This window comes from Amycolatopsis halotolerans (assembly GCF_042647905.1).
GTDB lineage: Bacteria > Actinomycetota > Actinomycetes > Mycobacteriales > Pseudonocardiaceae > Amycolatopsis > Amycolatopsis halotolerans.
In genome coordinates this window covers 295,260-317,900 of sequence record NZ_JBHRWI010000030.1, presented here as the reverse complement: position 1 = coordinate 317,900, position 22,641 = coordinate 295,260, and the positions used below count along the sequence as shown (strand labels likewise).

At 68.5% G+C, this 22,641-nt stretch carries 22 protein-coding genes; 8 read left to right on the top strand and 14 right to left on the bottom strand.

The features are described 5' to 3' along the window. Window positions 1-7: 7 nt before the first annotated feature. The 7 genes from ACFORO_RS27185 to ACFORO_RS27155 all read right to left on the bottom strand — a co-directional run bounded on the left by ACFORO_RS27185 (window position 8) and on the right by ACFORO_RS27155 (window position 8,893). Window positions 8-1,699 carry a S8 family serine peptidase gene (locus ACFORO_RS27185; protein ID WP_377869244.1) on the bottom strand — a complete coding sequence of 564 codons (1,692 nt, stop codon included), beginning with the start codon at window positions 1,697-1,699 and terminating at the stop codon, window positions 8-10. 404 nt (window positions 1,700-2,103) lie between these two features. Then, window positions 2,104-3,102, bottom strand: coding sequence for an ABC transporter ATP-binding protein (locus ACFORO_RS27180; RefSeq protein ID WP_377869243.1), 999 nt, complete (start codon window positions 3,100-3,102; stop codon window positions 2,104-2,106). Next, window positions 3,095-4,120 carry an ABC transporter ATP-binding protein gene (locus ACFORO_RS27175; protein WP_354743735.1) on the bottom strand — a complete coding sequence of 342 codons (1,026 nt, stop codon included), beginning with the start codon at window positions 4,118-4,120 and terminating at the stop codon, window positions 3,095-3,097. Before ACFORO_RS27175 ends, ACFORO_RS27180 begins: the two co-directional genes overlap by 8 nt. Before the next feature lie 5 nt (window positions 4,121-4,125). Next, the gene (locus ACFORO_RS27170; protein WP_354743733.1) at window positions 4,126-5,082 is read right to left on the bottom strand and encodes an ABC transporter permease; all 957 of its coding nucleotides are present in this window, start codon (window positions 5,080-5,082) and stop codon (window positions 4,126-4,128) included. Continuing rightward, the gene (locus ACFORO_RS27165; protein ID WP_354743731.1) at window positions 5,075-6,001 is read right to left on the bottom strand and encodes an ABC transporter permease; all 927 of its coding nucleotides are present in this window, start codon (window positions 5,999-6,001) and stop codon (window positions 5,075-5,077) included. Before ACFORO_RS27165 ends, ACFORO_RS27170 begins: the two co-directional genes overlap by 8 nt. A gap of 104 nt (window positions 6,002-6,105) precedes the next feature. Next, window positions 6,106-7,734 carry a peptide ABC transporter substrate-binding protein gene (locus ACFORO_RS27160; protein ID WP_354743729.1) on the bottom strand — a complete coding sequence of 543 codons (1,629 nt, stop codon included), beginning with the start codon at window positions 7,732-7,734 and terminating at the stop codon, window positions 6,106-6,108. 205 nt (window positions 7,735-7,939) lie between these two features. Then, on the bottom strand, window positions 7,940-8,893 hold the full coding sequence (locus tag ACFORO_RS27155) for a Ppx/GppA phosphatase family protein (protein WP_354743727.1): 954 nt from the start codon (window positions 8,891-8,893) through the stop codon (window positions 7,940-7,942). 179 nt (window positions 8,894-9,072) lie between these two features. Between ACFORO_RS27155 and ACFORO_RS27150 the strand changes: the two genes are divergently transcribed. Both ACFORO_RS27150 and ACFORO_RS27145 read left to right on the top strand, forming a co-directional pair. Further along, window positions 9,073-9,813 carry an oxidoreductase gene (locus ACFORO_RS27150; RefSeq protein WP_377869242.1) on the top strand — a complete coding sequence of 247 codons (741 nt, stop codon included), beginning with the start codon at window positions 9,073-9,075 and terminating at the stop codon, window positions 9,811-9,813. Further along, window positions 9,810-10,544: an SDR family oxidoreductase gene (locus tag ACFORO_RS27145; protein ID WP_377869241.1), complete on the top strand. Its 735-nt coding sequence runs from the start codon at window positions 9,810-9,812 to the stop codon at window positions 10,542-10,544. Before ACFORO_RS27150 ends, ACFORO_RS27145 begins: the two co-directional genes overlap by 4 nt. Before the next feature lie 4 nt (window positions 10,545-10,548). On the opposite strand, the gene ACFORO_RS27140 is transcribed toward ACFORO_RS27145, so the two are convergent. Then, a complete protein-coding gene (locus ACFORO_RS27140) occupies window positions 10,549-11,442 on the bottom strand; it encodes a LysR family transcriptional regulator (RefSeq protein WP_377869240.1) in 894 nt (297 codons plus the stop codon). Between the two features lie 76 nt (window positions 11,443-11,518). Next, window positions 11,519-12,466 (bottom strand): lytic transglycosylase domain-containing protein, encoded by a 948-nt coding sequence (locus tag ACFORO_RS27135; RefSeq protein ID WP_377869239.1) that lies wholly within the window; start codon window positions 12,464-12,466, stop codon window positions 11,519-11,521. A gap of 12 nt (window positions 12,467-12,478) precedes the next feature. Here ACFORO_RS27135 and ACFORO_RS27130 point away from each other — a divergent pair, with 12 nt between their 5' ends. Next, window positions 12,479-13,240, top strand: a complete 762-nt coding sequence (locus ACFORO_RS27130; RefSeq protein WP_377869238.1) for a hypothetical protein — start codon at window positions 12,479-12,481, stop codon at window positions 13,238-13,240. A gap of 253 nt (window positions 13,241-13,493) precedes the next feature. On the opposite strand, the gene ACFORO_RS27125 is transcribed toward ACFORO_RS27130, so the two are convergent. From ACFORO_RS27125 to ACFORO_RS27110, 4 genes are all read right to left on the bottom strand, one after another. After that, window positions 13,494-14,015 (bottom strand): DUF501 domain-containing protein, encoded by a 522-nt coding sequence (locus ACFORO_RS27125; RefSeq protein ID WP_377869308.1) that lies wholly within the window; start codon window positions 14,013-14,015, stop codon window positions 13,494-13,496. 278 nt (window positions 14,016-14,293) lie between these two features. Next, window positions 14,294-14,659, bottom strand: coding sequence for a septum formation initiator family protein (locus tag ACFORO_RS27120; RefSeq protein ID WP_078870811.1), 366 nt, complete (start codon window positions 14,657-14,659; stop codon window positions 14,294-14,296). Window positions 14,660-14,855: 196 nt separating this feature from the next. Beyond that, entirely contained in the window at window positions 14,856-16,142 is a 1,287-nt protein-coding gene (eno, locus tag ACFORO_RS27115; RefSeq protein ID WP_344280197.1) for a phosphopyruvate hydratase, read from the bottom strand. 115 nt (window positions 16,143-16,257) lie between these two features. Continuing rightward, the gene (locus ACFORO_RS27110) at window positions 16,258-16,749 is read right to left on the bottom strand and encodes a VOC family protein (RefSeq protein WP_354743713.1); all 492 of its coding nucleotides are present in this window, start codon (window positions 16,747-16,749) and stop codon (window positions 16,258-16,260) included. Between the two features lie 70 nt (window positions 16,750-16,819). On the opposite strand from ACFORO_RS27110, the gene ACFORO_RS27105 reads away from it, so the two are divergent. Both ACFORO_RS27105 and ACFORO_RS27100 read left to right on the top strand, forming a co-directional pair. After that, entirely contained in the window at window positions 16,820-17,224 is a 405-nt protein-coding gene (locus ACFORO_RS27105; protein WP_101437659.1) for a tetratricopeptide repeat protein, read from the top strand. A gap of 205 nt (window positions 17,225-17,429) precedes the next feature. Then, window positions 17,430-17,612 carry a hypothetical protein gene (locus tag ACFORO_RS27100; RefSeq protein WP_377869237.1) on the top strand — a complete coding sequence of 61 codons (183 nt, stop codon included), beginning with the start codon at window positions 17,430-17,432 and terminating at the stop codon, window positions 17,610-17,612. A gap of 678 nt (window positions 17,613-18,290) precedes the next feature. Here ACFORO_RS27100 and ACFORO_RS27095 read toward each other — a convergent pair. Continuing rightward, window positions 18,291-19,091, bottom strand: coding sequence for a murein transglycosylase (locus ACFORO_RS27095; protein ID WP_377869236.1), 801 nt, complete (start codon window positions 19,089-19,091; stop codon window positions 18,291-18,293). A 268-nt stretch (window positions 19,092-19,359) separates the two neighbouring features. On the opposite strand from ACFORO_RS27095, the gene efeU reads away from it, so the two are divergent. The 3 genes from efeU to efeB are packed head-to-tail and all read left to right on the top strand — an operon-like array spanning window position 19,360 to window position 22,636. Continuing rightward, complete coding sequence (gene efeU / locus ACFORO_RS27090; protein ID WP_354743707.1) at window positions 19,360-20,211, top strand: iron uptake transporter permease EfeU; 852 nt, start codon at window positions 19,360-19,362, stop codon at window positions 20,209-20,211. Window positions 20,212-20,213: 2 nt separating this feature from the next. Then, window positions 20,214-21,365 (top strand): iron uptake system protein EfeO, encoded by a 1,152-nt coding sequence (gene efeO, locus ACFORO_RS27085; protein ID WP_377869235.1) that lies wholly within the window; start codon window positions 20,214-20,216, stop codon window positions 21,363-21,365. Next, the gene (efeB, locus tag ACFORO_RS27080) at window positions 21,362-22,636 is read left to right on the top strand and encodes an iron uptake transporter deferrochelatase/peroxidase subunit (protein WP_377869234.1); all 1,275 of its coding nucleotides are present in this window, start codon (window positions 21,362-21,364) and stop codon (window positions 22,634-22,636) included. Before efeO ends, efeB begins: the two co-directional genes overlap by 4 nt. The last annotated feature ends 5 nt before the right edge of the window (window positions 22,637-22,641 follow it).

Sequence of the window (22,641 nt, the reverse complement as noted above, 5' to 3'; positions counted from 1 at the left end):
CGCTCGTTCAGCGCAGGAACGCCGATCCCCGCGTCACCGCGGAATAAGCGTCCACCGAACCATGTCCGTAGAACCCGTTGAACGACGCGTCACCCAAGCAAGTAGCAGTGAACGAAGCGTCCCGGCCCTCCTTGAGGTAGTCGACCGTGCGCGGAACCGGGCACGCGATCGGTGCCGCCGTGCCTTCCAGCACTCGCTGCACCGCGTCCGGATCCATCGAGACCGAATGCCCGGTCTTCTTGCCGTACTGGGAAATGATCAGCGCCGCGACGCCAGTCGCGTGCGGGGCGGCCATCGAAGTCCCTTGCAGCCATTGGTAATAGCCGACGCGACCGTCGGGAGCAGTCGCCTTCTGCACACCGAGTGCGACCCCAGCCGGTGTCACATTGCCCGCTGCGTCGATGTTTCCTGCCGCCACACCCACATTGCGCGGGTACGTGGACAGGATCTCATTCTCGACCGTCCGGTACCAAGGCGTGCCGTAACCGTCGCGGAAGTAGCCGCCGGGCGCGGAAACAGAGATCTGCTCGGTGCCGTAGTTCGAGTAGTCCGCCTTCGCCTGCGTCGGGCCGAACGAGCCGACACCGATCGTGTGCGGGCCTTCGACCGGCAGCGAGAAGCACGAAGCATTGTCGATCTTGCGCGGATGCGGCCCGTTCGCCGGGTAGTCCGGGCTCGTGACGTCATCGTGCGGCGCGGCCAGCTCGTCGTGCTGGTTGCCGAGCGCGACCACCATCGTCACGCCCTTGCGGTGCGCGTAGTTCAACGCCCGCGTGGTCGCTTCGATGATCGTGCGCTGTTCCGCTTGTTCCGCGGCGGAATCCGCCGGATTCGAACGGCAGTTGTACAGCCACGGGTCGACGTAGAAGCTCATGTTGACGACGTCGATTCCCGCGTCGCCGGAATACGTCAGCGCGTCGACTGTCGGCTGCAGGAAGAAGAATCCGGCGTCCTGTCCGGCGCGGATGTTCACCAGCGTCACGTTCGGCGCGACCCCGGACACGCCGAATCCGTTGGCAGCCGCGGCGATCGTGCCCGCGACGTGCGTTCCGTGGCCGTTGTCGTCGTGGTCCACCGGGTCGACGCAACCGCGGAACTCGCACGGCCCGTCGACCACGGTGCCGTTGACGTCCGCGACGATGTCCTTGGTGAAGTTGCGCGAATCGGCTTTGTCGAAGTTCGGCGCGATGTCCGGGTGACTGCCGTCGACACCGGTGTCGATGATGCCGACCTTCACCCGCTTGTCGCCCGCCTGCTTGGTGCGCGCGAGGTCGGAGCGGGTCGATTTGAGGCCCCAGAGCTGGTCGTCCAGCGGATCGGTGCCGACCGCCTTGTTCGCCGCGGCCTTGCGCGAAACACTGCCGCGGCCTTCCTTCTCGACCGCGTCCGGCTTCTCCTTCTTGCCCGCCTTCGGCGCGCTGCCGATCGCTTTCGCCTTGGCCGCGCCGAATACCGCGCGATTGGCCGAAACCCGCTCAGTGAAGCCAGTAGCGGGCGCGGTGGCGGTGATGAGCCCGACGGCGGTATTGGTCGCGACGATCGTGCCGCCGGCGTCGCGCACGGCCTGCTGTGCGGCGGCGACACTCTGGCCGTCCCGCGCCAGGACGCTGAATTCCGTCAGCGGTCCGGCCGGTTGCGCCGACGCCGCTGGAAGGGCGACGACGGACACCGCACCGAACAATGGCACCGCTAGCGCCATAGCGAGCAATCTTGGTCTTTTCACGAGTCCTCCTCACGAAAACCGACAATGCAACGTACATAGCGGACACTGCGTGCGGCAATCGGCAAACCGGAGGAATCACTCGTCAGTGCCGATCACGGTCCTAACTGGGATCGCCGCTCGCGAGCCGTTCGGTAGCCGCGGGCTTTCTTCGTTCCCGTTGACTGTCCGTGAGGGGAACCCTGAGGGACTCTGAGTCCCTCAGGGTTCCCCTCACGGACGTGCCCGCAGGGCGGGACGCGGCCAGGCGAGGAGGGGAAGGTGTCGCGTTCCTTGTCATAGCGGCCGCTACCGAGAAAACCCCGATGCGGCATTCGAGCAGCGGGGGTCCGCAGGCAGCCAGAACACTGTGCGCTCTCACCGTGATCAGCACTCACGAGGCGTTACGGAACCACCGACCTCACCTCGGCGAAGTGACAAGCCGACAGATGCCCGTCCGTCCGGGGTTCCAGCTTCGGGGCCTCGGTCGCGCAAATGTCCGCGGCCTTCCAGCACCGCGTGCGGAAACGGCAGCCGGACGGCGGATCGATCGGGCTCGGCACGTCGCCTTCCAGCCGGATCACCTGCCGCTGCCCGCGCACCGCCGGGTCCGCGACCGGCACCGCCGACAGCAGCGCCTGGGTGTAGGGATGGGACGGTCGCTCGTAAATCTCGTCCTCGGTCCCGATTTCGACGATCTTGCCCAGGTACATCACCGCGACCCGGGTGGACAGATGCCGCACCACCGAAAGGTCGTGCGCGATGAACACATAGGACAGTCCGAACTCGCCCTGCAGTTCCCCGAGCAGGTTCATCACCTGCGCCTGAATCGAAACGTCCAAAGCGGACACCGGCTCGTCGCAGATGATCACCTTGGGCCGCAACGCCAGCGCCCGCGCGATCCCGATGCGCTGGCGCTGCCCGCCGGAGAACTGGTGCGGATACCGGTTCACGTGCTCGGGGTTGAGCCCGACCACCTCCAGCAGTTCCTGCACCTTCTTCGCCCGCGAACCCTTCGGCGCGACGTCGGTGTGGATCTCGAACGGCTCGCCGACGATGTCGCCGACGGTCATCCGCGGATTCAGCGACGTGTACGGGTCCTGCAGCACGATCTGGATCTCCCGGCGCATCCGCCGCAGTTCCGCGCCGCGCAGCTTGAACAGATCGCGGCCCTCGAACGTCGCCGCCCCGCTGGTCGGCTCCTCCAGGCGCATCAGCACCTGGGCGAGCGTCGACTTGCCGCAGCCGGATTCGCCGACCACGCCGAGCGTTTCGCCGGGCTGCAGGTCGAAGGACACGCCGTCGACGGCCTTCACGTGTGCGATGGTCCGCTTGAACAGCACACCGTCACGCACCGGGAAGTGCTTGACCAGATCGCGGACGCTGAGAATCGGCTCACCCACGGCTCTCCACCACCTCCTCGGCGAAGTGACACGCACTGACCCGGCCGAACCCGAGCGTGTGCGAGGACGGCCGCTCGTCGCGGCACCGCCCCTCGGCCCGCTTGCAGCGCGGATGGAACGGGCATCCGGCCGGGATGTCGAGCAGGCTCGGCGGCAGGCCCTTGATCGTCTCCAGGGTCTGTCCTTTGAGGTCCAGCCGGGGCAGCGAGTCCATCAGCGCGGCGGTGTAGGGATGCCCGGGCGAGCTGAACAATTCCCGCACGTCGGCCTGTTCCACGATCCGCCCGGCGTACATCACCGCGATCCGGTCCGCGACCTCCGCGACCACGCCGAGGTCGTGCGTGATGAGGACGAGCCCCATCCGCCGTTCCCGCTGGATGTCCGCGAGCAGGTCCATGATCTGCGCCTGCACGGTCACGTCCAGCGCGGTCGTCGGCTCGTCCGCGATGAGCAGATCCGGGTCGAGGGCCAGCGACATCGCGATCATCGCGCGCTGCCGCATCCCGCCGGAGAACTGGTGCGGATAGTCCTTCACCCGCCGTTCCGCCGCCGGAATGCGCACCAGGTCGAGCAGTTCGACCGCCCGCTTGCGCGCGTCCTTTTTGGACATGCCCAGCCGGACCCGCAGCTGCTCTTCGATCTGGAACCCGACGGTGAAAACCGGGTTCAGCGCCGAAAGCGCGTCCTGGAAGATCATCGCGATCTCCGCACCGCGCACCTGCCGCCGCCGGTCTTCCGGCGCGGTGAGCAGATCCTCGCCGCGATAGCGGATCGACCCGCCGGTGATCACGCCCGGCGGAGTGTCGAGAATTCCCATGATGGTCTGCGCCGTGACGCTCTTGCCGGAACCTGATTCGCCAAGCACGGCAAGGGTTTCCCCGGCATGCACCGAATAGCCGACGCCGTTGAGCACGTTGGCCACGCCGTCGGAAGTGCGGAACTCCACGTGCAGGTCTTCGACCTCGAGCAGCAGCTCGTTCTCGGCCGCCGGACCAGGCGCATTGGACACTGTGGACATCGCGGCTACCTCGACTTCGGGTCGAGCGCGTCGCGGATACCGTCGCCGAGCATCACGAACGCGAGCACGGTGACGGTGACGAACGCACCGGGGAACAGGAGCATGTGCGGGACCGCGCGGAAATAGTCGCGGGCGTCGCTGATCATGACGCCCCACGACACCACCGGCGGCCGCACCCCGATGCCGAGGTACGCCAGCGTCGCCTCGGCTCCGATGGCCGCGCCGAGCGCGATCGTGGCGTACACGAGCACCGGCGCGAGCGTGTTCGGCAGCAGGTGCCGGAACACGATCCGCGGCGTGCTGGCCCCGAGCGCGCGGGCCGCCTTGACGTAGTCCAGCTGTTTGGCCACCAGCGTCGCGGACCGCATGATGCGCATCGCCACCGGCCAGGTCAGCACCGCGATCGAGCACACCACCTGCACGATGATGGTGACCTGCCCCGGATTTGTGCCCGGCGCGTTGAACGTGGTGAGGATGACGATCGCGCCGAGCACGAACGGAAGCCCGGCGAAAACGTCGCCGAGCCGGGACAGCAGGCTGTCGATGAGGCGGCCGTAGTAGCCCGCGACGATGCCGATCAACGATCCGAAAAGGACAGTCAGCAGCGTGGCGAAAACACCGACGAGCAGCGAAGCCCTGGCCCCGTAGATGGTCCGCGCGTAAACGTCGTAACCCTGGTTGTCGTAGCCGAACCAGGCGTCCGCGGACGGGCCTTCGTTGGCGTGCGTCAGATCGCTGTAACCGGCGTCGCGATGCGAGAACAGCCCCGGCGCGATCGCGATCAGCACGATCAGCAGGATGATCAGCGCGGAGATCACGAACGTCGGCTTGCGGCGCAGCTGCCGCCACGCGTCGCCCCAGAGACTGCGCGGCTTCTTCGGACCGACGTCGGCCGAGCTGTCCACATGCGACAGCTGTGCCGCGTCGACTCCTCCGCCGCCGACGAGATTCGGGTCAGTCATAACGGATCCTCGGGTCGAGAACGGCGTAGAGCAGGTCCACGATCAGGCTCATCAGCAGATACACCAGCACCAGCAGCACGACGACGCCGACGACGGTCGCGCTTTCCCGGTTCTGGAGGCCGCGGAAGATCAGCCCGCCGAGACCGTTGATGTTGAACACGCCCTCGGTCACGATCGCACCGCCCATGAGCGAACCGAGGTCGGTGCCGAGGAAGGTCAGCACCGGGATCACCGAATTGCGCAGCAAATGGATGCCGATGACGCGGCTGTTGGGCTGTCCCTTGGCGATGGCGGTGCGGATGTAGTCGGCGTGCCGGTTCTCCGCGATCGACGTTCTCGTCAACCGCGCGACATAAGCCATCGAAAGGCTGCCGAGCGCGATACCCGGCACGATCAGCTCGCCGAAGCTCGGATCGTCCGAGACGCTGGCGTCGATGATGCCCAGGTTCACGCCGAGCACGATCTGCAGCACGATCGCGGTGACGAACACCGGCAGCGAGATCAGGAACGTGGTCGAGACCAGCACCAGGTTGTCGAGGAAACCCTTGCCGCGCAAGCCGGTCAGCACGCCGGCGGTGAGGCCGATGATGGCTTCGATGAGCACCGCGACGAGCGCGAGGCGCAGCGTGATCGGGTAGGAGGTGGAGATCAGTTCGCCGACCGAGGAGCCGTTGAACGTCTCGCCCCAGTCGCCGCTGAACAGGCTCCCGAGGTATTTGAAGTACTGGACGATCAGATTGTCGTTCAGGTGGAACTTCTCGGTCATCAGGTCGATGTAGGCCTGCGGGCAGGCTTGCTGACCGCATTTGCCGGAGAACGGGTCCCCCGGCACGGCCCACACCAGTGCGTAGATCAGGAACGTGGTGCCGAAGAACACCGGGATCAACTGGAGCAGTCGGCGCAAGACGTAACGAATCATGCGTGGTTCCTAGGAGTGCGCGCCGGGCCCGCGAGTGCCCGCGCCTGCTTGTGGCCGGCGCGGACACTCACGAGCCGCGTGGTGGGAACGGACGAGTCAGCGCATCACTTCTTGAGGACCTCGACCGAGGAGTAGTCCGCGCGGCGGCGGAAGTCGAGGACCACGGTCTTGGTGTGCTTCGACTTGGCCGCGACGCCCTTCTCGTCCCACACCGGGATCGAGGGCAGGTCCTTCGCGACCAGGTCCTCGGCCTGCTGGTACAGCTTGACCGCGGCGTCCTTGTCCGCCGTCGAGTCTGCCTGCTTCAGCAGGGCGTCGACCTGCGGGTTGGAGTAGGTCGAGTCGTTCGACGAGGCCCCGGTCCGGTAGAGCGGGTTGAGGAAGTCCTCAATGGACGGATAGTCCGCCGACCAGTCGGAACGGCCCATGCCGGTCAGCTTGTGCCCGGTCACGATGCTGCGCCACTGGCCGAAGTCGGTCGCCGGAACGAAGTCGCATTCGACGCCGAGGGTGTTCTTGATGCTGTTGCACGCGGCCACCAGCGGCTCCTTGCGGCCGCCGTCGGCGTTCGAGGCGATGGTGAGCTTGCCCTTGAACCCGGACTTCGCGAACAGTTCCTTCGCCTTCGCCGGGTCGAACTTGCAGTACTCGCCGCACACGCCCGGCCGGTAGCCCGGAATGCCCTGCGAGACGTAGCCGTCAGCCGGGACGTAGGTGTCGTGCATGACCGTCTTGGTGATCTGCGTGCGGTCGATCGCCATCGAGATGGCCCGGCGCAGGTCGAGGTTGTTGTAGCCCTGCACGTAGTACGGCACCGCGATCGTGCTGATCCCCAGCAGGTGCCCGGTGACCAGGTTGTCCTTGAGGTCGGTCTTGTACTTGTCCGCGGTGAGCGCGGACGGCGGCAGCGTCTCGATGAAGTCGAGTTTGTTGCTCAGCAGGTCCTGGTACGCGGTTTCCTGGCTGGCGTAGATCTTGTCGTCGAGGTCCTTGAACTTGACCTTGTCCGAGCCCTGGTAGTCGTCGAACCGGGTCAGCTTGATCTCGACGTTCGGCGTGCGGCTGACGAACTTCATCGGGCCGTTGCCGATCGGGTGCTTCGCGAAGGCCGCGGGGTCCTTGAAGAAGGAGTCCGGCAGCGGCGCGAACGCGGTGTAGCCGATCTTGGTGGTGAAAACGGAGAACGGCGCTTCCAGGGTCACCTGGAACTCGTAGTCGCCCTTCACGACCAGGCCGGACATCTTGTCCGTGGTCGGCTTCGCCGTCTTGTCGGCGGGGTGGACGTCGGAGTAGCCCTGGATGTTCTCGAAGAACGTGCTGTTGATCTGGCCGTTCGCGGAGTTGGCCCCGTAGTTCCAGGCGTCGACGAAGTTCTTCGCCTTGACCTCGGTGCCGTCGTGGAACTTCCAGCCGTGCTTGATCTTGATGTCGAAGACCTTGGAATCGGTCGTGGTGATCGACTCCGCCATCAAGTTGTACGGCTCGCCGTTTTCGCCCTTGTACGCGACGAGTCCGGAGAACATCGGGTCGACGGCCTTGGAACCGCCGAGTTCGTTGGTGTTCGTCGGGATCAGTGTGTTCTGCGGTTCCGTGCCGTAGACCGTGAAGGTCCCGTTCGGATCCGCCTCCCCCGACGACCCGCTGCTGGATCCGCCGCCCCCACAGGCAGTCAGGAGCAGTGACAAGGTTGTCACGACTGCGGCCGCGCTCCAGAGCCTGGATGAACCCCGCATGTCCCCTCCGTTTCTAGCGTCCGAATAGCGAGATGGAGGCTAGCGTGATCGGCCCTTCGTAACCGGATCACCGGGTTGCACATGAATAACAACGCCGACCGTCACCCAGTCAGCCCACAACGAAGTGAGGTAGATGACGTTCGGTCATTTTGGTACGGGTTCGGACGCGGGGTGCGCGCGTGGTCACCGGGGCATTGCGGAGCGTTCAGGCGAGCGACAAAGCGATGCCGTCCAGGATGTCGTGCTCGCTGACGACCAACTGGTCCGGACCACCGCGCGCGGCGAGTTCCTCGGCGAGCACCTGCACGACGACCGCGCCGCCGCCGATCACGTCGACCCGGCCGGGGTGGATCACCGGGTTCGCGGCGCGGGTCTCGCGGTCGGCCGCGAGGAGCTCCTGCGCGACCCGGTCGATCTCGCCATGGGTCAGCTTCGACAGGTGAATGCGCTCGGAGTCGTACTCGGGCAGCGCCAGCGAAACCGCTGACAACGTGGTCACGGTGCCGGCCACACCGATCCAGGTGCGAGCCTTCGCGACGTCCACGACGTCGAACGCCTCGGCGAGGATGCCGCGGGCCAGTTCGCGGGCGGCGGCGACCTCGTCGGCGGTCGGCGGGTCGCCCTTCAGCGCGCGCTCGGTGATCCGGACGCAGCCGATGTCGACGGATTTCGCGGCGATCACCTCGGCCTCGCGGCCGTTCCAGGTGCCGAGGACGAGTTCGGTGGAGCCGCCGCCGACGTCGACGACCACGAACGGCCCGTCCTCGGGGTCCTGCTCGCCGACCGCGCCGGTGAAGGACAGCCGGGCTTCCTCGTCGCCGCTGATCACCTCGGCCTCGACGCCGAGCGTCTCGCGGGTCATCGCGAAGAACTCGTCGCGGTTGCTCGCGTCGCGCGTCGCCGAGGTGGCGACCATGCGCACCTTCTCGACGCCCTTGCGCCGCGCGGCGACGGTGTAGTCCGCGAGCGCCGCGCGGGTGCGCTCGAGCGCTTCCGGCGCGAGCCGGCCAGTGGCGTCGACGCCCTGGCCGAGCCGCACGATGCGCATCTCGCGGTGCAGGTCGCGCAGGTCGACCGTGCCGTCGTGGCGCGGCGTCAACTCGGCGACGAGCAGACGGATGGAGTTGGTCCCACAGTCGATCGCAGCTACCCGAGGCATACCTCCGACTTTACTTGGTCTGCGGCGCTTCGCAGGCGAGGCGGGCATAGGCGGGCCCTATGCCCCCTGACCGACATTTGGTCTTTGCCTTTCCCTCTTTTCCGGCCGTACGGTTGACGTGTTCGCCGCATTTCATTTCGCGGCGGTTTTCTTCTTCTTTTATCGAGAGGTTCATTGGCATGCCCGATTACGGGATAGCGGGAAAGCGCGCAGTGGTCACCGGCGGTTCCCGCGGAATCGGCGCGGCGATCGTGACGCAATTGCTGGCCGCGGGCGCGACGGTGCTCACCACCGCCCGGTCGGCCGGTCCGGCGCCGGAAGGCGCGTCCTTCGTCCAGGCCGACGTCCGCACGCGGGCCGGTGCCCAGACGATCGCCTCCGCCGCGCAGGAGGTCCTCGGCGGCGTCGACCTGCTGATCCATAACGCCGGCGGCGCGCGTCCGCACCCCAGCGCCCTGGAGATCCCCGACGACGAATGGCAGGACGCGCTGTCGGTCAACCTCCTGGCCGCGGTCCGCCTGGACGCGCTGCTGGCCCCCGGCATGCGGGAGCGCCGATCGGGCTCGATCGTGCACATCTCCACCGCCGCGATCCGCCCGCCGTTCCCGCCCTTCCTGCACTACGTCGCCGCGAAGACGGCGCTCGAGGCGTACAGCCAAGGCCTGGCCGCCGAACTGGCACCCGCCGGCGTCCGCGTCAACACCGTGTCTCCCGGCCGGACCGCCACCCCCGGCGGCGTGGCGACGCGGGAGCAGTGGGCGAGCCTGTCGTCCGGCGGTCTTGACCTCCCCGGCGTCCCGCTGGGCCGGGACGGCGACCCCGACGACATCGCCAACGCCGTGCTCTTCCTGTTGTCCGACCAAGCGAACTGGCTGACCGGGAGCGGTCTGGCCGTCGACGGAGGCGAATACCCGCGATGAATGCTTACCAGAACAAAACTGTCGTCGTCACCGGCGGCAGCACCGGAATGGGTTTCGCCACCGCGAAACTGTTCGCCGACGGCGGCGCTCGAGTAATTATCACCGGCCGCTCGCAATCTCGCCTCGACGCCGCGCTAGCCCAACTCGGTGACCGCGCGACCGCCGTCCGCGGCGATGTGGCGTCGCTCTCCGACCTGGACACACTGGCAGCCCAGGTCCCCGGCCCGGTCGACGCCCTGTTCGCCAACGCCGGGATCGCGCGGACGGCACCGTTCGAGTCGGTCACCGAGGAGCAGTTCGACGAGCAGTTCGCGGTGAACGTCAAGGGCGCGTACTTCACCGTGCAGAAGCTCGCACCCCTGCTGCGCTCCGGCGCGGGCGTCGTCCTGACCACCTCGACAGCGAACGTCATGGGCCTTGCCGAAACCAGCGTCTACTCCGCGGGCAAAGCCGCCCTGCGATCGATGGCCCGCACCCTCGCCGCCGAACTGCTCCCGCGCGGCATCCGGGTGAACGCGATCAGCCCCGGCCCGATCGACACCGAGATCCTGGAAGCCGGAATGTCTGCCGAGGAGGCCGCACAGTTCAAGGCCGCCCGAGCCGCGGCGAACCCGATGAAACGGCTGGGCACCCCTGGGGAAATCGCCCGTGCCGTCGCCTTCCTGGCCTTCGACGCCACCTTCACCACCGGCATCGAACTGGTCGTAGACGGAGGCGACACGCAACTCTGACGCTTCAGGCGGCCGGAGCCTCGGACTGGTACCAGGCTTCCTGCCGCAGGAACTCGAGCAACGCCATCTCCGCGGGCCCGGCCCCGGGCCGCACCGCCGCGACGACGGGCTGGGCCACGACCGGAAACACCGGCCGCACGAGGTGCTCATGCCCCTCCGGCACCGCCGACGCCGGAACGAGCGTCACGCCCAGCCCGTGCGCGGCCCACCGCACCGCCGTCGAAGTCTGCGACACCCGCGCGACCGCCGTCGGCTCCAGCCCGTTGTCGCGCAACACTTCTGTTAGGTGACCGTCGAGCGCACTGTCCGGATCGAACCGGATCCACTGCTCTTCTTCCAACTCCCGCAACGCGATCCGGTCCTTCTTGAGCAACCGATGCCCGGTCCCCAGGACGACCACGAACTCCTCGTCACCAAGGTGATGCCCCTCGTACAACCCCTCATCGCAGGCCGACCCGAGCAACGCGAGATCCAGTACCCCACGCCGCGCCAACTGCTCCAGCTCCGCCGGATTCGGCTCCTCGAAAACGGTCACCGCCAACCGCGGAAACCGCCTTCGCAACGCAGCCAACGCGCCCGGCAACTGCCGAGTCCCCAACCCCATCTGCGCCGCGACGAGCAACTCGCCGGCCAGCTCGTCCGCGCCCGCACGCGCCGTCGCCTGCGCCCGCCGCGCCGCCCTTACCGCGACTTCAGCGTCCTTGAGAAACGCCCGCCCCACGACGGTCGGCACCAGCCCCGTGGGCGTGCGGGAGAAGAGCTGCACGCCGAGTTCCCGCTCAAGCCCGCGGATCTGCTGCGACACGGACGGCTGAGCGACGTGAAGCAGCTCGGCCGCGGCAGTCACCGACCCCGCCTCGGCGACCGCCAAGGCGTACTCGAACTGACGAAGACTCATCGGCTCCCCTGCTTTGTAATGATGTAAGCGAGGCTACCGGAGGAGATCTGGTCGCCGGTTTCGCTGGTTTCGCTGGTCAGCCAGCAGCCGACGCCCTGCTGCTCGCCTGAGTGCTGCTCGACGAGGTGCAGGTCTCCGTCGGCGTCGTAGTGGTCGTCGTCGTAGGCGTGGTGGATCCGCACGTCGAACTGGTCGACGTTTCAGTCGGACTGCCCGACGGACTCCCGGACGAACTGCCCGGCAGCGTCGTCCCCGTAGGCGTCACCGACGGAGCCCCAGTAGAGACCGGCGGTAACGACGACTCGGTAGTTCTCGGCCGATCCCCCGGATTCGCTGGCGACGCGGCACTGGACGCCGTCGGCCCAGGCGCCCCGACCGGAACCGGACTGTCCGGCACCTGCGCGACGCCCTTCCGGTAGGCCTCCGCCCAGAGAATGACCGTGGTGACGTACGCATCGGAGTTGTTGTAGCGGTAAATCGCGGTCCTCAACTGATCCGGATTGGCCAGATCAAGCCCACCAGAGCAGAGGTACCGCGCCGCCGCGAGCGAGGCGTCGAAGAGATTGCTCGGGTCAGCCTTGCCATCACCGTTGCCGTCAGCCGCGTAGATCCGCCAGGTCGCCGGAATGAACTGGAACGGCCCAACCGCACGATCCCAAACCGGGTCGTGGTCGAGCACGCCGTGATCAGTGTCCGGAATCGCCGCGTAGGGCCCAGTCCCGTTGAGCTGAGGCCCGAGGATCGGCTGAAGCGTCGTCCCCGCAGCGTCGACGTACCCGCCCCGCGCGTGATCCGACTCGATCCGCCCGATGCTCGCGATGAGCGCCCAGTCGATATGACATCCCGGCTGCTCTTTCCCCAAGACCTCCGCCGCGTGCCGATACGCGGCCAGCGCAGTAGCCGGAATCCCGAGCGGCCCGTCCGGAAGGTCATACGCAGGCAGGGGAATCGGCGCCGGCGCATCAGGCAACCGCCCGTCGACCGCGACGCCGCGAATCCCCGGGTCGTACCCCTGATCAGGCATAACGTCCGCCGTATGCACCACCGGCATCCGCCCGACCCACCCGACGACCACCCCCGCACCGACGACCGCCGGAAGCACCCCAAGAACCCCGGCGAGCACCGCGACAACCGTCCGATGCCGCGACGCCACTCGCCGAGCCCGATAACGCCCCCGCCGAGCCCGAACCCGCACCCACCGAGACCTATCCAGCGGCGGCCCGACCAACACGGCGGTTCTCTTCTTGGTTCCAGCCGATCCAGAGGCGGTTTCGCCGTCTTCGCCCGCTACTTCAGCCCCCGCCACCGCCTCATCGACGCGGCCTCCACCGACTGTCGCGCTGGCGGTTTCTCCATCAGCGCCACCCTCACCGATCCCGTCGCCGCCAGCTGCATCGCCGCCAGCAGCGGTCCCGCTGTCAGCCACAGCGACAACCGCGCGATCGCCGATCCCGCCGCCAACAACAGTCCCCTCGACGACCCCGTCGCCGGTCGCATCGGCAACCCCGCCGTCAGCACTGGTCTCGCCGTCAGCACTGGTCTCGTCACCCGCACTGGTCTCGCCACCCGCAGCGATCCCGTCACCGACGGCATCGGCCCCGAACTCACCGCCCGCCTCGTGGCCCGCGCCGGACTCCCCGGCCGCTCCACGCTCAGCGCCGAACTCACCCACCTCCGCGTCGCCAGCACCGGGCTCCTCGACCGCCCCACGCTCAGCGCCGAACTCACCGCCCGCCGCATCGCCAGCACCGGACTCCCCAGCCGCCGCGTCGCCAGCTACTTCATCGCCAGCACCTAACTCACCACCGGTGCCCCGCTCACCCGCACCGTCCACCACCGGCTCGACCCGGCCGTCCGCACCAGGAGACGATTCAGCACGCACCGACCGCCGAGATCTGCGTGGCACCCGCACTTTCCGCCCCTCCCCGGCGCGCCCGGCGGTGCGCCCAGGCTCGCCTGCTCGGTGTGAAGCTCCGGTGCGCGCCGCGAAGCATTCCCACCCAGGCGGGCACCGGCCTCTGCTGTGCCTATCCGCGCCCGAGACCGGAGCGTTACCCGGCGCAGTCGCCGGTCGGCCAGCCCTGTTCGCGGACCCAGGCGAGGGTCTCGTCGCCGAACGGGTTCACTCCCGGGCCGGCCGCGAGCGTGTGCGCGAGGTGGACGTGCAGGCATTTCACCCGTCCGGGCATCCCGCCCGCGGTCACCTGGGTCCCGAGCGACTCGATGGCATCCCGCTCGGCGAGGTACGTCTCGTGCGTGCGCTGGTAAGTCGCCGCGAGTTCGGGATCGGTGGTGAGCCGTTCGGTCATCTCCTTCATCACGCCGGACGCCTCCAGCGTGCCCACCATCGACGACAGCCGCGGGCAGGTCAGGTAATACAACGTCGGGAACGGAGTCCCGTTCTCCAACCGCGGACTGGTCTGGGCCACCGACGGATGCCCGCCGGGGCACCGGGCGGCCACCGCCCGCAACGCCCGCGGCGGCCGTCCGAGCTGCTGCGCGATGACCTCCCGGTCGGCATCGGTGACGGGCTCGAATCGGGGTGTCTCCGTGCTGCTGTTCACGCTCTCCAGGCTAATGCCGCCGTCCGTCCGACCCCTCGCGACCTCCGCCGAAACGGCCGAGTTGTCCACAACCCGCACACCGTGTGGACAACTCGCCTCAGCCGCCTCCGGGGCCCTTGCGATGTGGTTAACGTGGATGGCAGCCGAAGCTTCGCCACGAAATCAAGGCACCGGAACAAAAGTCAGCCCACGCGAACGGAACCCCAGCCCAGCCGCGAGAGAAGTATCAGCACCCACAACACGCAAGGAGCATGCCTAACGACCCCAAAGCCAACCGGCCGGGAACCTCAACCCCCGGAGACCTGCGCCCACAGGTTCTCGTACCAAGGCGCCTGCGGAGCGGGCTGCTGCCCAGGCTGAGCAGCCGTCGGCGAACCGGGCTGGTCCTCTGGCAGCTGGACCATCCACGGGGTCTCGCCAGGCTTCACGTACCGGAGCCGGCGGCGGGCTTCCGCCTCGATCTGGGCCGGGTCGCTCAGCTGGGCCTTGCGGTCGCGCAACTGGGCGACCTCGTGCTGGAGCTGGGCGAGCTGGGCTTCCTGGTCGCGGACCTCGGACCGCTGGGAAAGGTAGGTGCGCAACGGGACCGCGACGGTGAACGCCAGCGCGCACACCACGATCGCCACCACGGCGGCGCGCCGGGTGGTCGACATGCCGAGCACCTTGGCCGCACCGGAGGCGCGCTTCGCCGCGAGGCCGCGGCGAAGCCGGGCCCTGGTCGTCTCCGTCGTGCCCGCGCCGGTGCGGCGCCGGGCCGATGCGGGACGGCGGGCCCTGCTGGACCCGCTTCCCGCCGTGGCCCGGCCGCCGCGGCGGCCGCGCGCCCTCCCCCGGTCGGCCATGTGCCCCTCAGGCCTCCGCGCTGAACCGCGGGAAGGCGAGGTCGCCGGCGTAGCGCGCGGCGTCCGCGAGGGTTTCCTCGATGCGCAGGAGCTGGTTGTACTTCGCGATCCGCTCGCCGCGCGCCGGGGCCCCGGTCTTGATCTGGCCGACGCCGGTGGCGACCGCGAGGTCGGCGATGAAGGTGTCCTCGGTCTCGCCGGACCGGTGGCTCATCATCGACTTGTAGCCGTACGACGTGGCCAGCGACACCGCGTCCAGCGTCTCCGACAGGGTGCCGATCTGGTTGACCTTCACCAGCAGCGCGTTCGCCGCGCGGCGGGTGATGCCCTCCTCGAGCCGGTCCGGGTTGGTGACGAACAGGTCATCGCCGACGAGCTGGACCTTGTCGCCGATCTCGGAGGTCAGCTGGACCCAGCCGTCCCAGTCGTCCTCGCTCAGCGGGTCCTCGATGGAGACCAGCGGGTAGTCGCGCAGCAGTTCGCCGTAGTACGCGGACATCTGCTCCGCGCTGCGCTTCGAGCCTTCGAAGGTGTAGGCGCCGTCGGAGTAGAACTCGGTCGCGGCGACGTCCAGCGCGAGCGCGACGTCCCGGCCCGGCGCGTAGCCCGCCTTCTCGATCGCGGCGAGGATCAGGTCGAGCGCCTCGCGGTTGTTGGCGAGGCTCGGCGCGAAACCGCCCTCGTCGCCGAGGCCGGTGGCCAGGCCGCGGCCCTTCAGCACGGACTTCAGCGCGTGGTACACCTCGGTGCCCCAGCGCAGCGCCTCCCGGAACGACTCCGCGCCGATCGGCGCGATCATGAATTCCTGGATGTCGACGTCGGTGTCGGCGTGCGCGCCGCCGTTGAGGATGTTCAGCATCGGCACCGGCAGCACGTGCGCGTTCGGCCCGCCCAGGTAGCGGAACAGCTCGAGCTCGGCCGATTCCGCGGCGGCCTTCGCGACGGCAAGCGAAACGCCGAGAATGGCGTTCGCGCCCAGCCGCGACTTCGCCGGCGTGCCGTCGAGGTCCACCAGCTTCTGGTCGACGATCCGCTGGTCGACCGCTTCGACGCCGACCAGGTCCGGCCCGATCTCGTCGAGCACCGCGGCGACCGCGCGCTCCACGCCCTTGCCGTTGTAGCGGCCGGTGTCCCCGTCGCGCAGCTCGACCGCTTCGTGCTCGCCGGTCGACGCCCCGGACGGGACCGCCGCCCTGGCCAGGGTGCCGTCGTCGAGCGCCACCTCCACCTCGACGGTCGGGTTCCCGCGCGAATCGAGAATCTCGCGCGCGCCTACCTGCTCGATGAGAGCCACGCTCTGCTCCTTGGTGGGTCGTGCCTGCGGTGACGCCGCCCAGAGTAACCGCCCAGCGGGTTCACCCGTTGGAGGCCAGGCCGGTGCGGGGCCGTTCCGCTGCGTGTTCTCCAGCTCAGCCGGGCACTTCGCCGGTCTCGTCGGCGGCCTGGTCCTCCGGCCGGACTTCGCGCCACCCCGACGGCAGCTCGACCTGATCGGTCACCTGCTGCCAGAACGTCCAGCTGTTGCCGCCGGGATCGGCCACGGTGAAGATCCGCGCGCCGTAAGGCTGGTCCTGGGGCGGCTCCGGCGCGGCGTCCTCGCCGAGCGCCGCGGACACGCGCTCGTGCTGCGCGTCGACGTCGGTCACGTACACGACGTTCAACTGCCCGACCGGCCCTTCGACCCCCTTGGCCTCCCAGTATTCGGGACCGACCCCGGCCAGCTGCAGCCGCGCGCCGCCCGCGCGGAGCGTGGCCTGGAAGACCTCGCCCGCCCCGTCCTCGAAGCGGACTTCCTCGGTGAAGCCGAACACCCTGGTCAGCCAGGCGAGCGCGGCGGTCGCATCGCTGTAGTAGAGGTACGGCGCCAGTCCCACGTAGTCGGGTTCCTGATCGCTGCTCATGGCGGAACAGTCCATCACGACTCGTCTGACGGTCGTGCAACGCCCTCCTCGCCGGTATCGTGAGGCGACCATGACGGACGCCGCAGCAGCCCCCGAACCCGACGGCGAATCGCGCTTCCGCAGGTTCCGCAACGCCGAGCATCTGGTCGCACGGCGGCGCCCGCTCGACGCGCTCAAAGAGCTCGAACCCCTCCTCGCCGACGAGCAGGACAAGCCGAGCGTGCAACTGCTCGCCGGGCGCGCGTACTTCCACTCCGCCCAGCTGCGCCGCGCCGAACGCGCGTTCACCCGCGTACTGGAGCTCGACCCCACCGACCATTACGCCCGGTTCGTGCTCGGCCGCACCCTCCAGCGCCTCGGCCGTTTGGCCGAGGCGCTGGCGCAATTGCGGATGGCGTCGGCGATGAACCCGGTGCCGGAGTATCTCGAGGCGATCAGCGAGGTCAGGGCAAGGATCACGCTGAGCGACCACTGAGCCCGCACGTCCCGAATGTGCACGCGCGGAGGCACTCCCGTGCAACCGCCGGATCCAGCACGGCTCCGGCGCGTCTTCTGAAGTGAACAGGGCAGCGGGAAGCCTGGCCATCCGGCGACAGGGCTCGGCCGGTCGGCCGATCCGGGCAGACCGGGCGAAGCGCGATCCTTGGTGTCATCACAGAGAGCGATTAGAGGAGGCCGACATGACCGCGCTGACCGTGATCGGAGCGACCGCCGGGCTGATCGTGCTGGTGCTGATGGCACTGGCCCCGACGCTCGTCGAACTCAACGAACGCCACCCGGTCCAGCCGCGCAAGCAGCCGGTGCGCACGGAGGGCCTGACCCAGAAGCCGGTGCGAGTGAGCGCCGCGCTGACGACCCACTGACTGCTGGCGGCTGAGCGACGCCCTGGCAGGATCGGGGCGCAGCCGACCGCCGAACGGATCAAGTCCGGCCATCCCAGCTGATCAGGCTAGGTGCGACGGCAGTTGCCCACCGGCCGGAAGCAGACCGGGCAACCGAGTCCGGCGACTGGCCGAACCGGATCGTTCGCCACACTGAGCAGCCGCGAGCCGAACCGGCTCAAGTCACCGCTCGCGCCCAGTCACGAACCGCGCCACGCGCCACCGCACCAGCGCGCCAGTGGGTCAGCGGGTCAGCGGGTCAGCGGGCGCACAGTGCGCCGCGCGGAGCCGAATCGGCCTAAGCTGCCGCACCGGCCATTGCGCCGCGCACCGCCACACCGGCGAGCCGCTGAGCGGACCGCGACGCGACATCGCTGACAGCCCACCACCAAAAGCCAAGCACAGCAGCAAAACCGGCCCCGGCCGAACATCGAACCAAGTCGCCGTCGCTAGCCAACCAGGTCAGGCCACCCCGGCCAACCAAGTCAGGAAGTCCCGGCCAACCAGGTCAGGCCAACCAGGTCAGGCCACTCCGGCCAACCAGGCCAGGAAGTCCCGGCCAACCAAGTCGGGCCACCCCAGCCAACCAAGTCAGGAAGATCCGGCCAACCAGGCCAGGCCTTCCCGCCGACCAGCAGCTGCCCAACCCGGCCAATCCGCTCAGGGAGCCACGCTCTCCGCCGCATAAGAATCGGCTGCGGTGAAAACGTCCTGCACGTAGTTCACCGCCGGGTTGTAGAACAGCATCGCTTTCCACCAGCCTTCCGGAGCGCCCAGGTCGTCGTCGCCCGAGCAGAGGTAGCGGGCGGCGGTGAAAGCCGCGTCGTCGAGGTTGCGGGGGTCGGCCGGTTTGCCGTCGCCGTTCGCGCGTTGGGCGTGTTTGTGCCAGGCGGCGGGCATGATCCGCAGCGGGCCGACGCGGTGGTCTGCGGTGCGGTCGCCGTCGAGTTTTCCTCCGTCGGTGTCCGGGCCTTCCGCTCGGTCGGGGTTGACCGCCATGGTGCCGTCGGGGCCGGGTTTTTCCGTTCCGAAGGCCAGATTTCCGATCGCGGCGAGCGTCGCCCACGACAGGTGGCACGACGGTTTTTGCCGCTGCATCCACATTTCCGCGCGTCCGTACGCGGCGAGCACTCGCGCGTCCAGTCGCGTCTTGTCGGCGACGCGGGTCGCCCACGCGTCCAGTTCCGCTTGGTCGGACACCAGCGGGCGGTCCGGCGGCGCGGCCAGGCCGACCCGCGGGGCTTCGGTGCCGGGTTGCGGGCGCGGTTCCGGCTTCGGCGAAACCGGCGGCGGACCGGCCGCGGCGGTCGGGGCGGGCGGGTTCGGATTCTGGATTCCGATGGTCACCACCAGCACGACCCCGGTCAGCACCAGACCCAGCGCGAACGCGATGCGGCTCGGGTAGCGGCGCGGCGGGCCCGTCGGAGACGGGGCGATCGTCGGCTGAGTGGTATCGGCCACCCGGACAGGTTACTGATGAACCCGGCTGAGGGACGCTGGACTGGGCGAATGGCAAGCGGATGGTTAACTCGACGCCTGAGCCATCCAGGTCACACAATTCGTTACGTGACCTCTCGGCGACGCTCTGACCTGCGGTTACCCTAACCTAACCCCCGCCAGAACGTCTTTTTGCCCGTTTTGCCGGGCCCGTTCAGCGAAACTCCCTCTGGACTTACAGGCAAGCCTTACCTAAAAACATCAGGTCAGGTAGTCGAAGGAGGGCTGAACAGTGGTGTTTTCGAGCGCGCTCATCGGGCTGCGCGAAGGCCTCGAAGCCGCGCTTGTGGTGAGCATCCTGGTCGCCTTCCTGGTCAAAACGCAGCGACGGCAGGCGCTGCGGTTCGTGTGGCCTGGGGTCGGCGCGGCTGTGCTGCTGTCGGTCGGCGTCGGCGCGATCCTCACCTACAGCACGGCGCAGCTGAGTTTCGAGCATCAGGAATTGCTCGGCGGCACGCTTTCCATTGTCGCGGTCGTCTTCGTCACCGCGATGATCTTCTGGATGCGCAAGGCTTCCCGGCACATCGCGGCCGAATTGCGCGGCAAGATGGAGGACGCGCTCAAGGTCGGTCCGGCGGCGGTGTTGCTGCTGTCGTTCCTCGCGGTCGGCCGCGAAGGGCTCGAAACCGCCGTCTTCTTCTACTCGGCCGTGCAGACCGCGCAGTCCGACACCCTGCAGCCGCTGATCGGGTTCGTGATCGGGATCGCCGCCGCGATCGTGCTCGCTTACCTGCTCTACCGCGGCGCGGTGCGGTTCAACCTGGCGAAGTTCTTCACGATCACCGGTGTGCTGCTGGTGTTCGTCGCCGCCGGCGTCCTCGGCTACGGCCTGCACGACCTGCAGGAAGCCGGGTTCATTCCCGGCCTGACCACGCTCGCCTTCGACGCGTCGAGCACGCTGCCGGAAACCTCCTGGTACGGCGCGCTGCTCAAGGGAATCTTCAACTATTCGCAGCAAACCACTGTGCTGCAAGCGATCGCGTGGGTCGTCTACGTGGCGATCGTGCTGCCGCTGTTCCTCAAGCCCGCCCGCAAGAACAAGACCGAAGCGGCGCCCGCCGCCCCGGCCGCCGCCAAGGAGTGACCGTGCCCCAGATCCGCAAAACCTCGACGGCTGTGCTCGCCAGTCTCGGCGCGCTCGTCGCGCTGACCGCCTGCGACAGCACGAACTCCGCGTCCGGTCCTTCCGGCGCGGCCGCGGGCGGGCCGATCAAGGTCGAGGCGTCCGACACCGCCTGCTCGGTGTCGGCGACGACCGCGGCCGCGGGCAACCTGACGTTCGAGATCGCCAACAAGGGCGCCAAGGTCACCGAGTTCTACCTCTACGCCGAGGGCGACCGGATCATGGGCGAGGTCGAGAACATCGCGCCGGGGCTGAACCGGCGGCTCATCGTCGAGGTCCCGGACGCCGGCAAGTACCAGACCGCGTGCAAGCCGGGCATGGCGGGCAACGGCATCCGCGGCGACTTCACCGTCACCGGCGGCGCGCAGGGCCAGAGCAACGCCAGCGCGCAGAAGATCGCTGCCACCAAGAGCTACGCGACCTACGTCGAGAACAACAGCTCGGCGCTGGAGACCGAAACCGCGAAGTTCGTCGCCGCGGTCAAGGCGGGCAAGGTCGACGAGGCGAAGGCCGAGTACGCGCGCACTCGCGTGTTCTACGAGCGGATCGAGCCGGTCGCGGAGAAGTTCGGCGACCTGGACCCGTCGATCGACGCCCGCGAGGCCGACGTCGAGCCGGGCCAGCAGTTCACCGGCTTCCACCGGCTGGAGAAGGACCTGTGGACCACCGGCCTGAAGCCGGACAGCCCGCAGATCGCGGACAAGCTCCTCACCGACGTCAAGGCGCTCGTCGCCAAGACCAAGACGCTGCAGCTGAGCGTGCTGGACCTGGCCAACGGCGCGAAGGGCCTGCTCGACGAGGTCGCGACGAAGAAGATCACCGGCGAGGAGGAGACCTTCTCGCACACCGACCTGTGGGACTTCCAGGCCAACCTCGACGGTTCCAAGGGCGCGATCGCGGCGCTGCGGCCGATCCTGCAGGAGCGCGACGCGACCCTGGTGTCCACTTTGGACAAGGAGTTCGCGAACGTGCAGGGGCTGCTGGACAAGACCCGCTCCGGGGACGGGTTCAAGTACTACAACGAGCTCTCCCAGGATCAGATCAAGGCGTTCGCCTCGGCGGTCGACGCGCTGAGCGAGCCGCTCAGCAAGGTCGCGGAGGTCGTGGCGCGGTGACCTCTCAAGCAGGGACCGAGGAGGGAACCCAGGTTTCCCGCCGGAAGCTGTTCGGGCTGGCCGGCGCGGGGGTCGCGCTGGCCGGCGCGGGCGCGGCGGCCGGCGTCGGCTTCGACCGGCTCGGTGGCGACACCCCTGCCGCGGCCGCGACGGCCAAGGTCGACTTCCACGGCGAGCACCAGGCCGGCATCGTTACCCCGGCGCAGCCGAACCTGCATTTCGCCGCGCTCGACGTGACCACGAAGGACGCCAAGAAGCTCCGCGAACTGCTGCGCACCTGGACTGCCGCGGCACGGCGGATGACCGCGGGCGAGGAGGTCGGCCCGAACGGCGCCCTCGCCGGGTCCGCGCAGGCCCCGCCGGACGACACCGGTGAGGCGCTCGACCTGCCCGCCTCCGATCTGACGCTGACGATCGGCTTCGGTCCCTCGCTCTTCGACGACCGGTTCGGCCTCGCCGCGAAACGTCCGCCGCAGCTGATCGACTTGCCCGCGTTCCCGAAGGACAAACTCGACCCGGCCCGCAGCGGCGGCGACCTGTGCATCCAGGCCTGCGCGAACGATCCGCAGGTCGCGGTGCACGCGGTGCGCAACCTGGTGCGGCTGGGCTTCGGCGTCACCGAGGTGCGCTGGTCGCAGCTCGGATTCGGCCGCAGCTCGTCGACGTCGCGCTCGCAGCAGACGCCGCGCAACCTGTTCGGTTTCAAGGACGGTACGAACAACGTCAAGGCCGAGGACACCGACGTGCTCCGCGATCAGGTGTGGGCGCAGGCCGGCGACGGACAGGCGTGGATGGCCGGCGGCACCTACCTGGTGGCGCGCCGGATCCGGATGCACATCGAAACCTGGGACCGCGAAACGCTCGCCGGGCAGGAGCAGATTGTCGGCCGTTCCAAGGGAAGCGGTGCGCCGCTCGGGCAGACCGGCGAGTTCGACCAGGTCGACCTGCAGGTCGGCGGCGCGGGTGGGACGCCGCTGATCGCCGAGGACGCGCACGTCCGGCTGGCCTCGCGCCAGACACGCAAGGGCGTGCAGATCCTGCGCCGCGGCTACAACTTCGTCGACGGCTCCGACGGTGTCGGGCACCTCGAGGCGGGGCTGTTCTTCCTGGCGTTCAACCGGGACACGCGCACGCAGTACGTCCCGATGCAGCAGGTGCTGTCTTCGAAGGACGCGATGATGGAGTACCTGCAGCACACCGGTTCCGCGCACTTCGCGATCCCGCCGGGCCTCACGCCGACCAGCGACTGGGGTGCCGGGCTCTTCGGCTGACCAGT

What these genes read in the sequence shown, in the direction of transcription:
- ACFORO_RS27185 (WP_377869244.1), bottom strand. Translation starts at nt 1,699, where the DNA reads ATGGCGCTAGCGGTGCCATTGTTCGGTGCGGTGTCCGTCGTCGCCCTT.
- ACFORO_RS27175 (WP_354743735.1), bottom strand. Translation starts at nt 4,120, where the DNA reads ATGTCCACAGTGTCCAATGCGCCTGGTCCGGCGGCCGAGAACGAGCTG.
- ACFORO_RS27170 (WP_354743733.1), bottom strand. Translation starts at nt 5,082, where the DNA reads ATGACTGACCCGAATCTCGTCGGCGGCGGAGGAGTCGACGCGGCACAG.
- ACFORO_RS27165 (WP_354743731.1), bottom strand. Translation starts at nt 6,001, where the DNA reads ATGATTCGTTACGTCTTGCGCCGACTGCTCCAGTTGATCCCGGTGTTC.
- ACFORO_RS27160 (WP_354743729.1), bottom strand. Translation starts at nt 7,734, where the DNA reads ATGCGGGGTTCATCCAGGCTCTGGAGCGCGGCCGCAGTCGTGACAACC.
- ACFORO_RS27155 (WP_354743727.1), bottom strand. Translation starts at nt 8,893, where the DNA reads ATGCCTCGGGTAGCTGCGATCGACTGTGGGACCAACTCCATCCGTCTG.
- ACFORO_RS27150 (WP_377869242.1), top strand. Translation starts at nt 9,073, where the DNA reads ATGCCCGATTACGGGATAGCGGGAAAGCGCGCAGTGGTCACCGGCGGT.
- ACFORO_RS27145 (WP_377869241.1), top strand. Translation starts at nt 9,810, where the DNA reads ATGAATGCTTACCAGAACAAAACTGTCGTCGTCACCGGCGGCAGCACC.
- ACFORO_RS27140 (WP_377869240.1), bottom strand. Translation starts at nt 11,442, where the DNA reads ATGAGTCTTCGTCAGTTCGAGTACGCCTTGGCGGTCGCCGAGGCGGGG.
- ACFORO_RS27135 (WP_377869239.1), bottom strand. Translation starts at nt 12,466, where the DNA reads ATGCCTGATCAGGGGTACGACCCGGGGATTCGCGGCGTCGCGGTCGAC.
- ACFORO_RS27130 (WP_377869238.1), top strand. Translation starts at nt 12,479, where the DNA reads ATGCACCACCGGCATCCGCCCGACCCACCCGACGACCACCCCCGCACC.
- ACFORO_RS27120 (WP_078870811.1), bottom strand. Translation starts at nt 14,659, where the DNA reads ATGTCGACCACCCGGCGCGCCGCCGTGGTGGCGATCGTGGTGTGCGCG.
- ACFORO_RS27110 (WP_354743713.1), bottom strand. Translation starts at nt 16,749, where the DNA reads ATGAGCAGCGATCAGGAACCCGACTACGTGGGACTGGCGCCGTACCTC.
- ACFORO_RS27105 (WP_101437659.1), top strand. Translation starts at nt 16,820, where the DNA reads ATGACGGACGCCGCAGCAGCCCCCGAACCCGACGGCGAATCGCGCTTC.
- ACFORO_RS27100 (WP_377869237.1), top strand. Translation starts at nt 17,430, where the DNA reads ATGACCGCGCTGACCGTGATCGGAGCGACCGCCGGGCTGATCGTGCTG.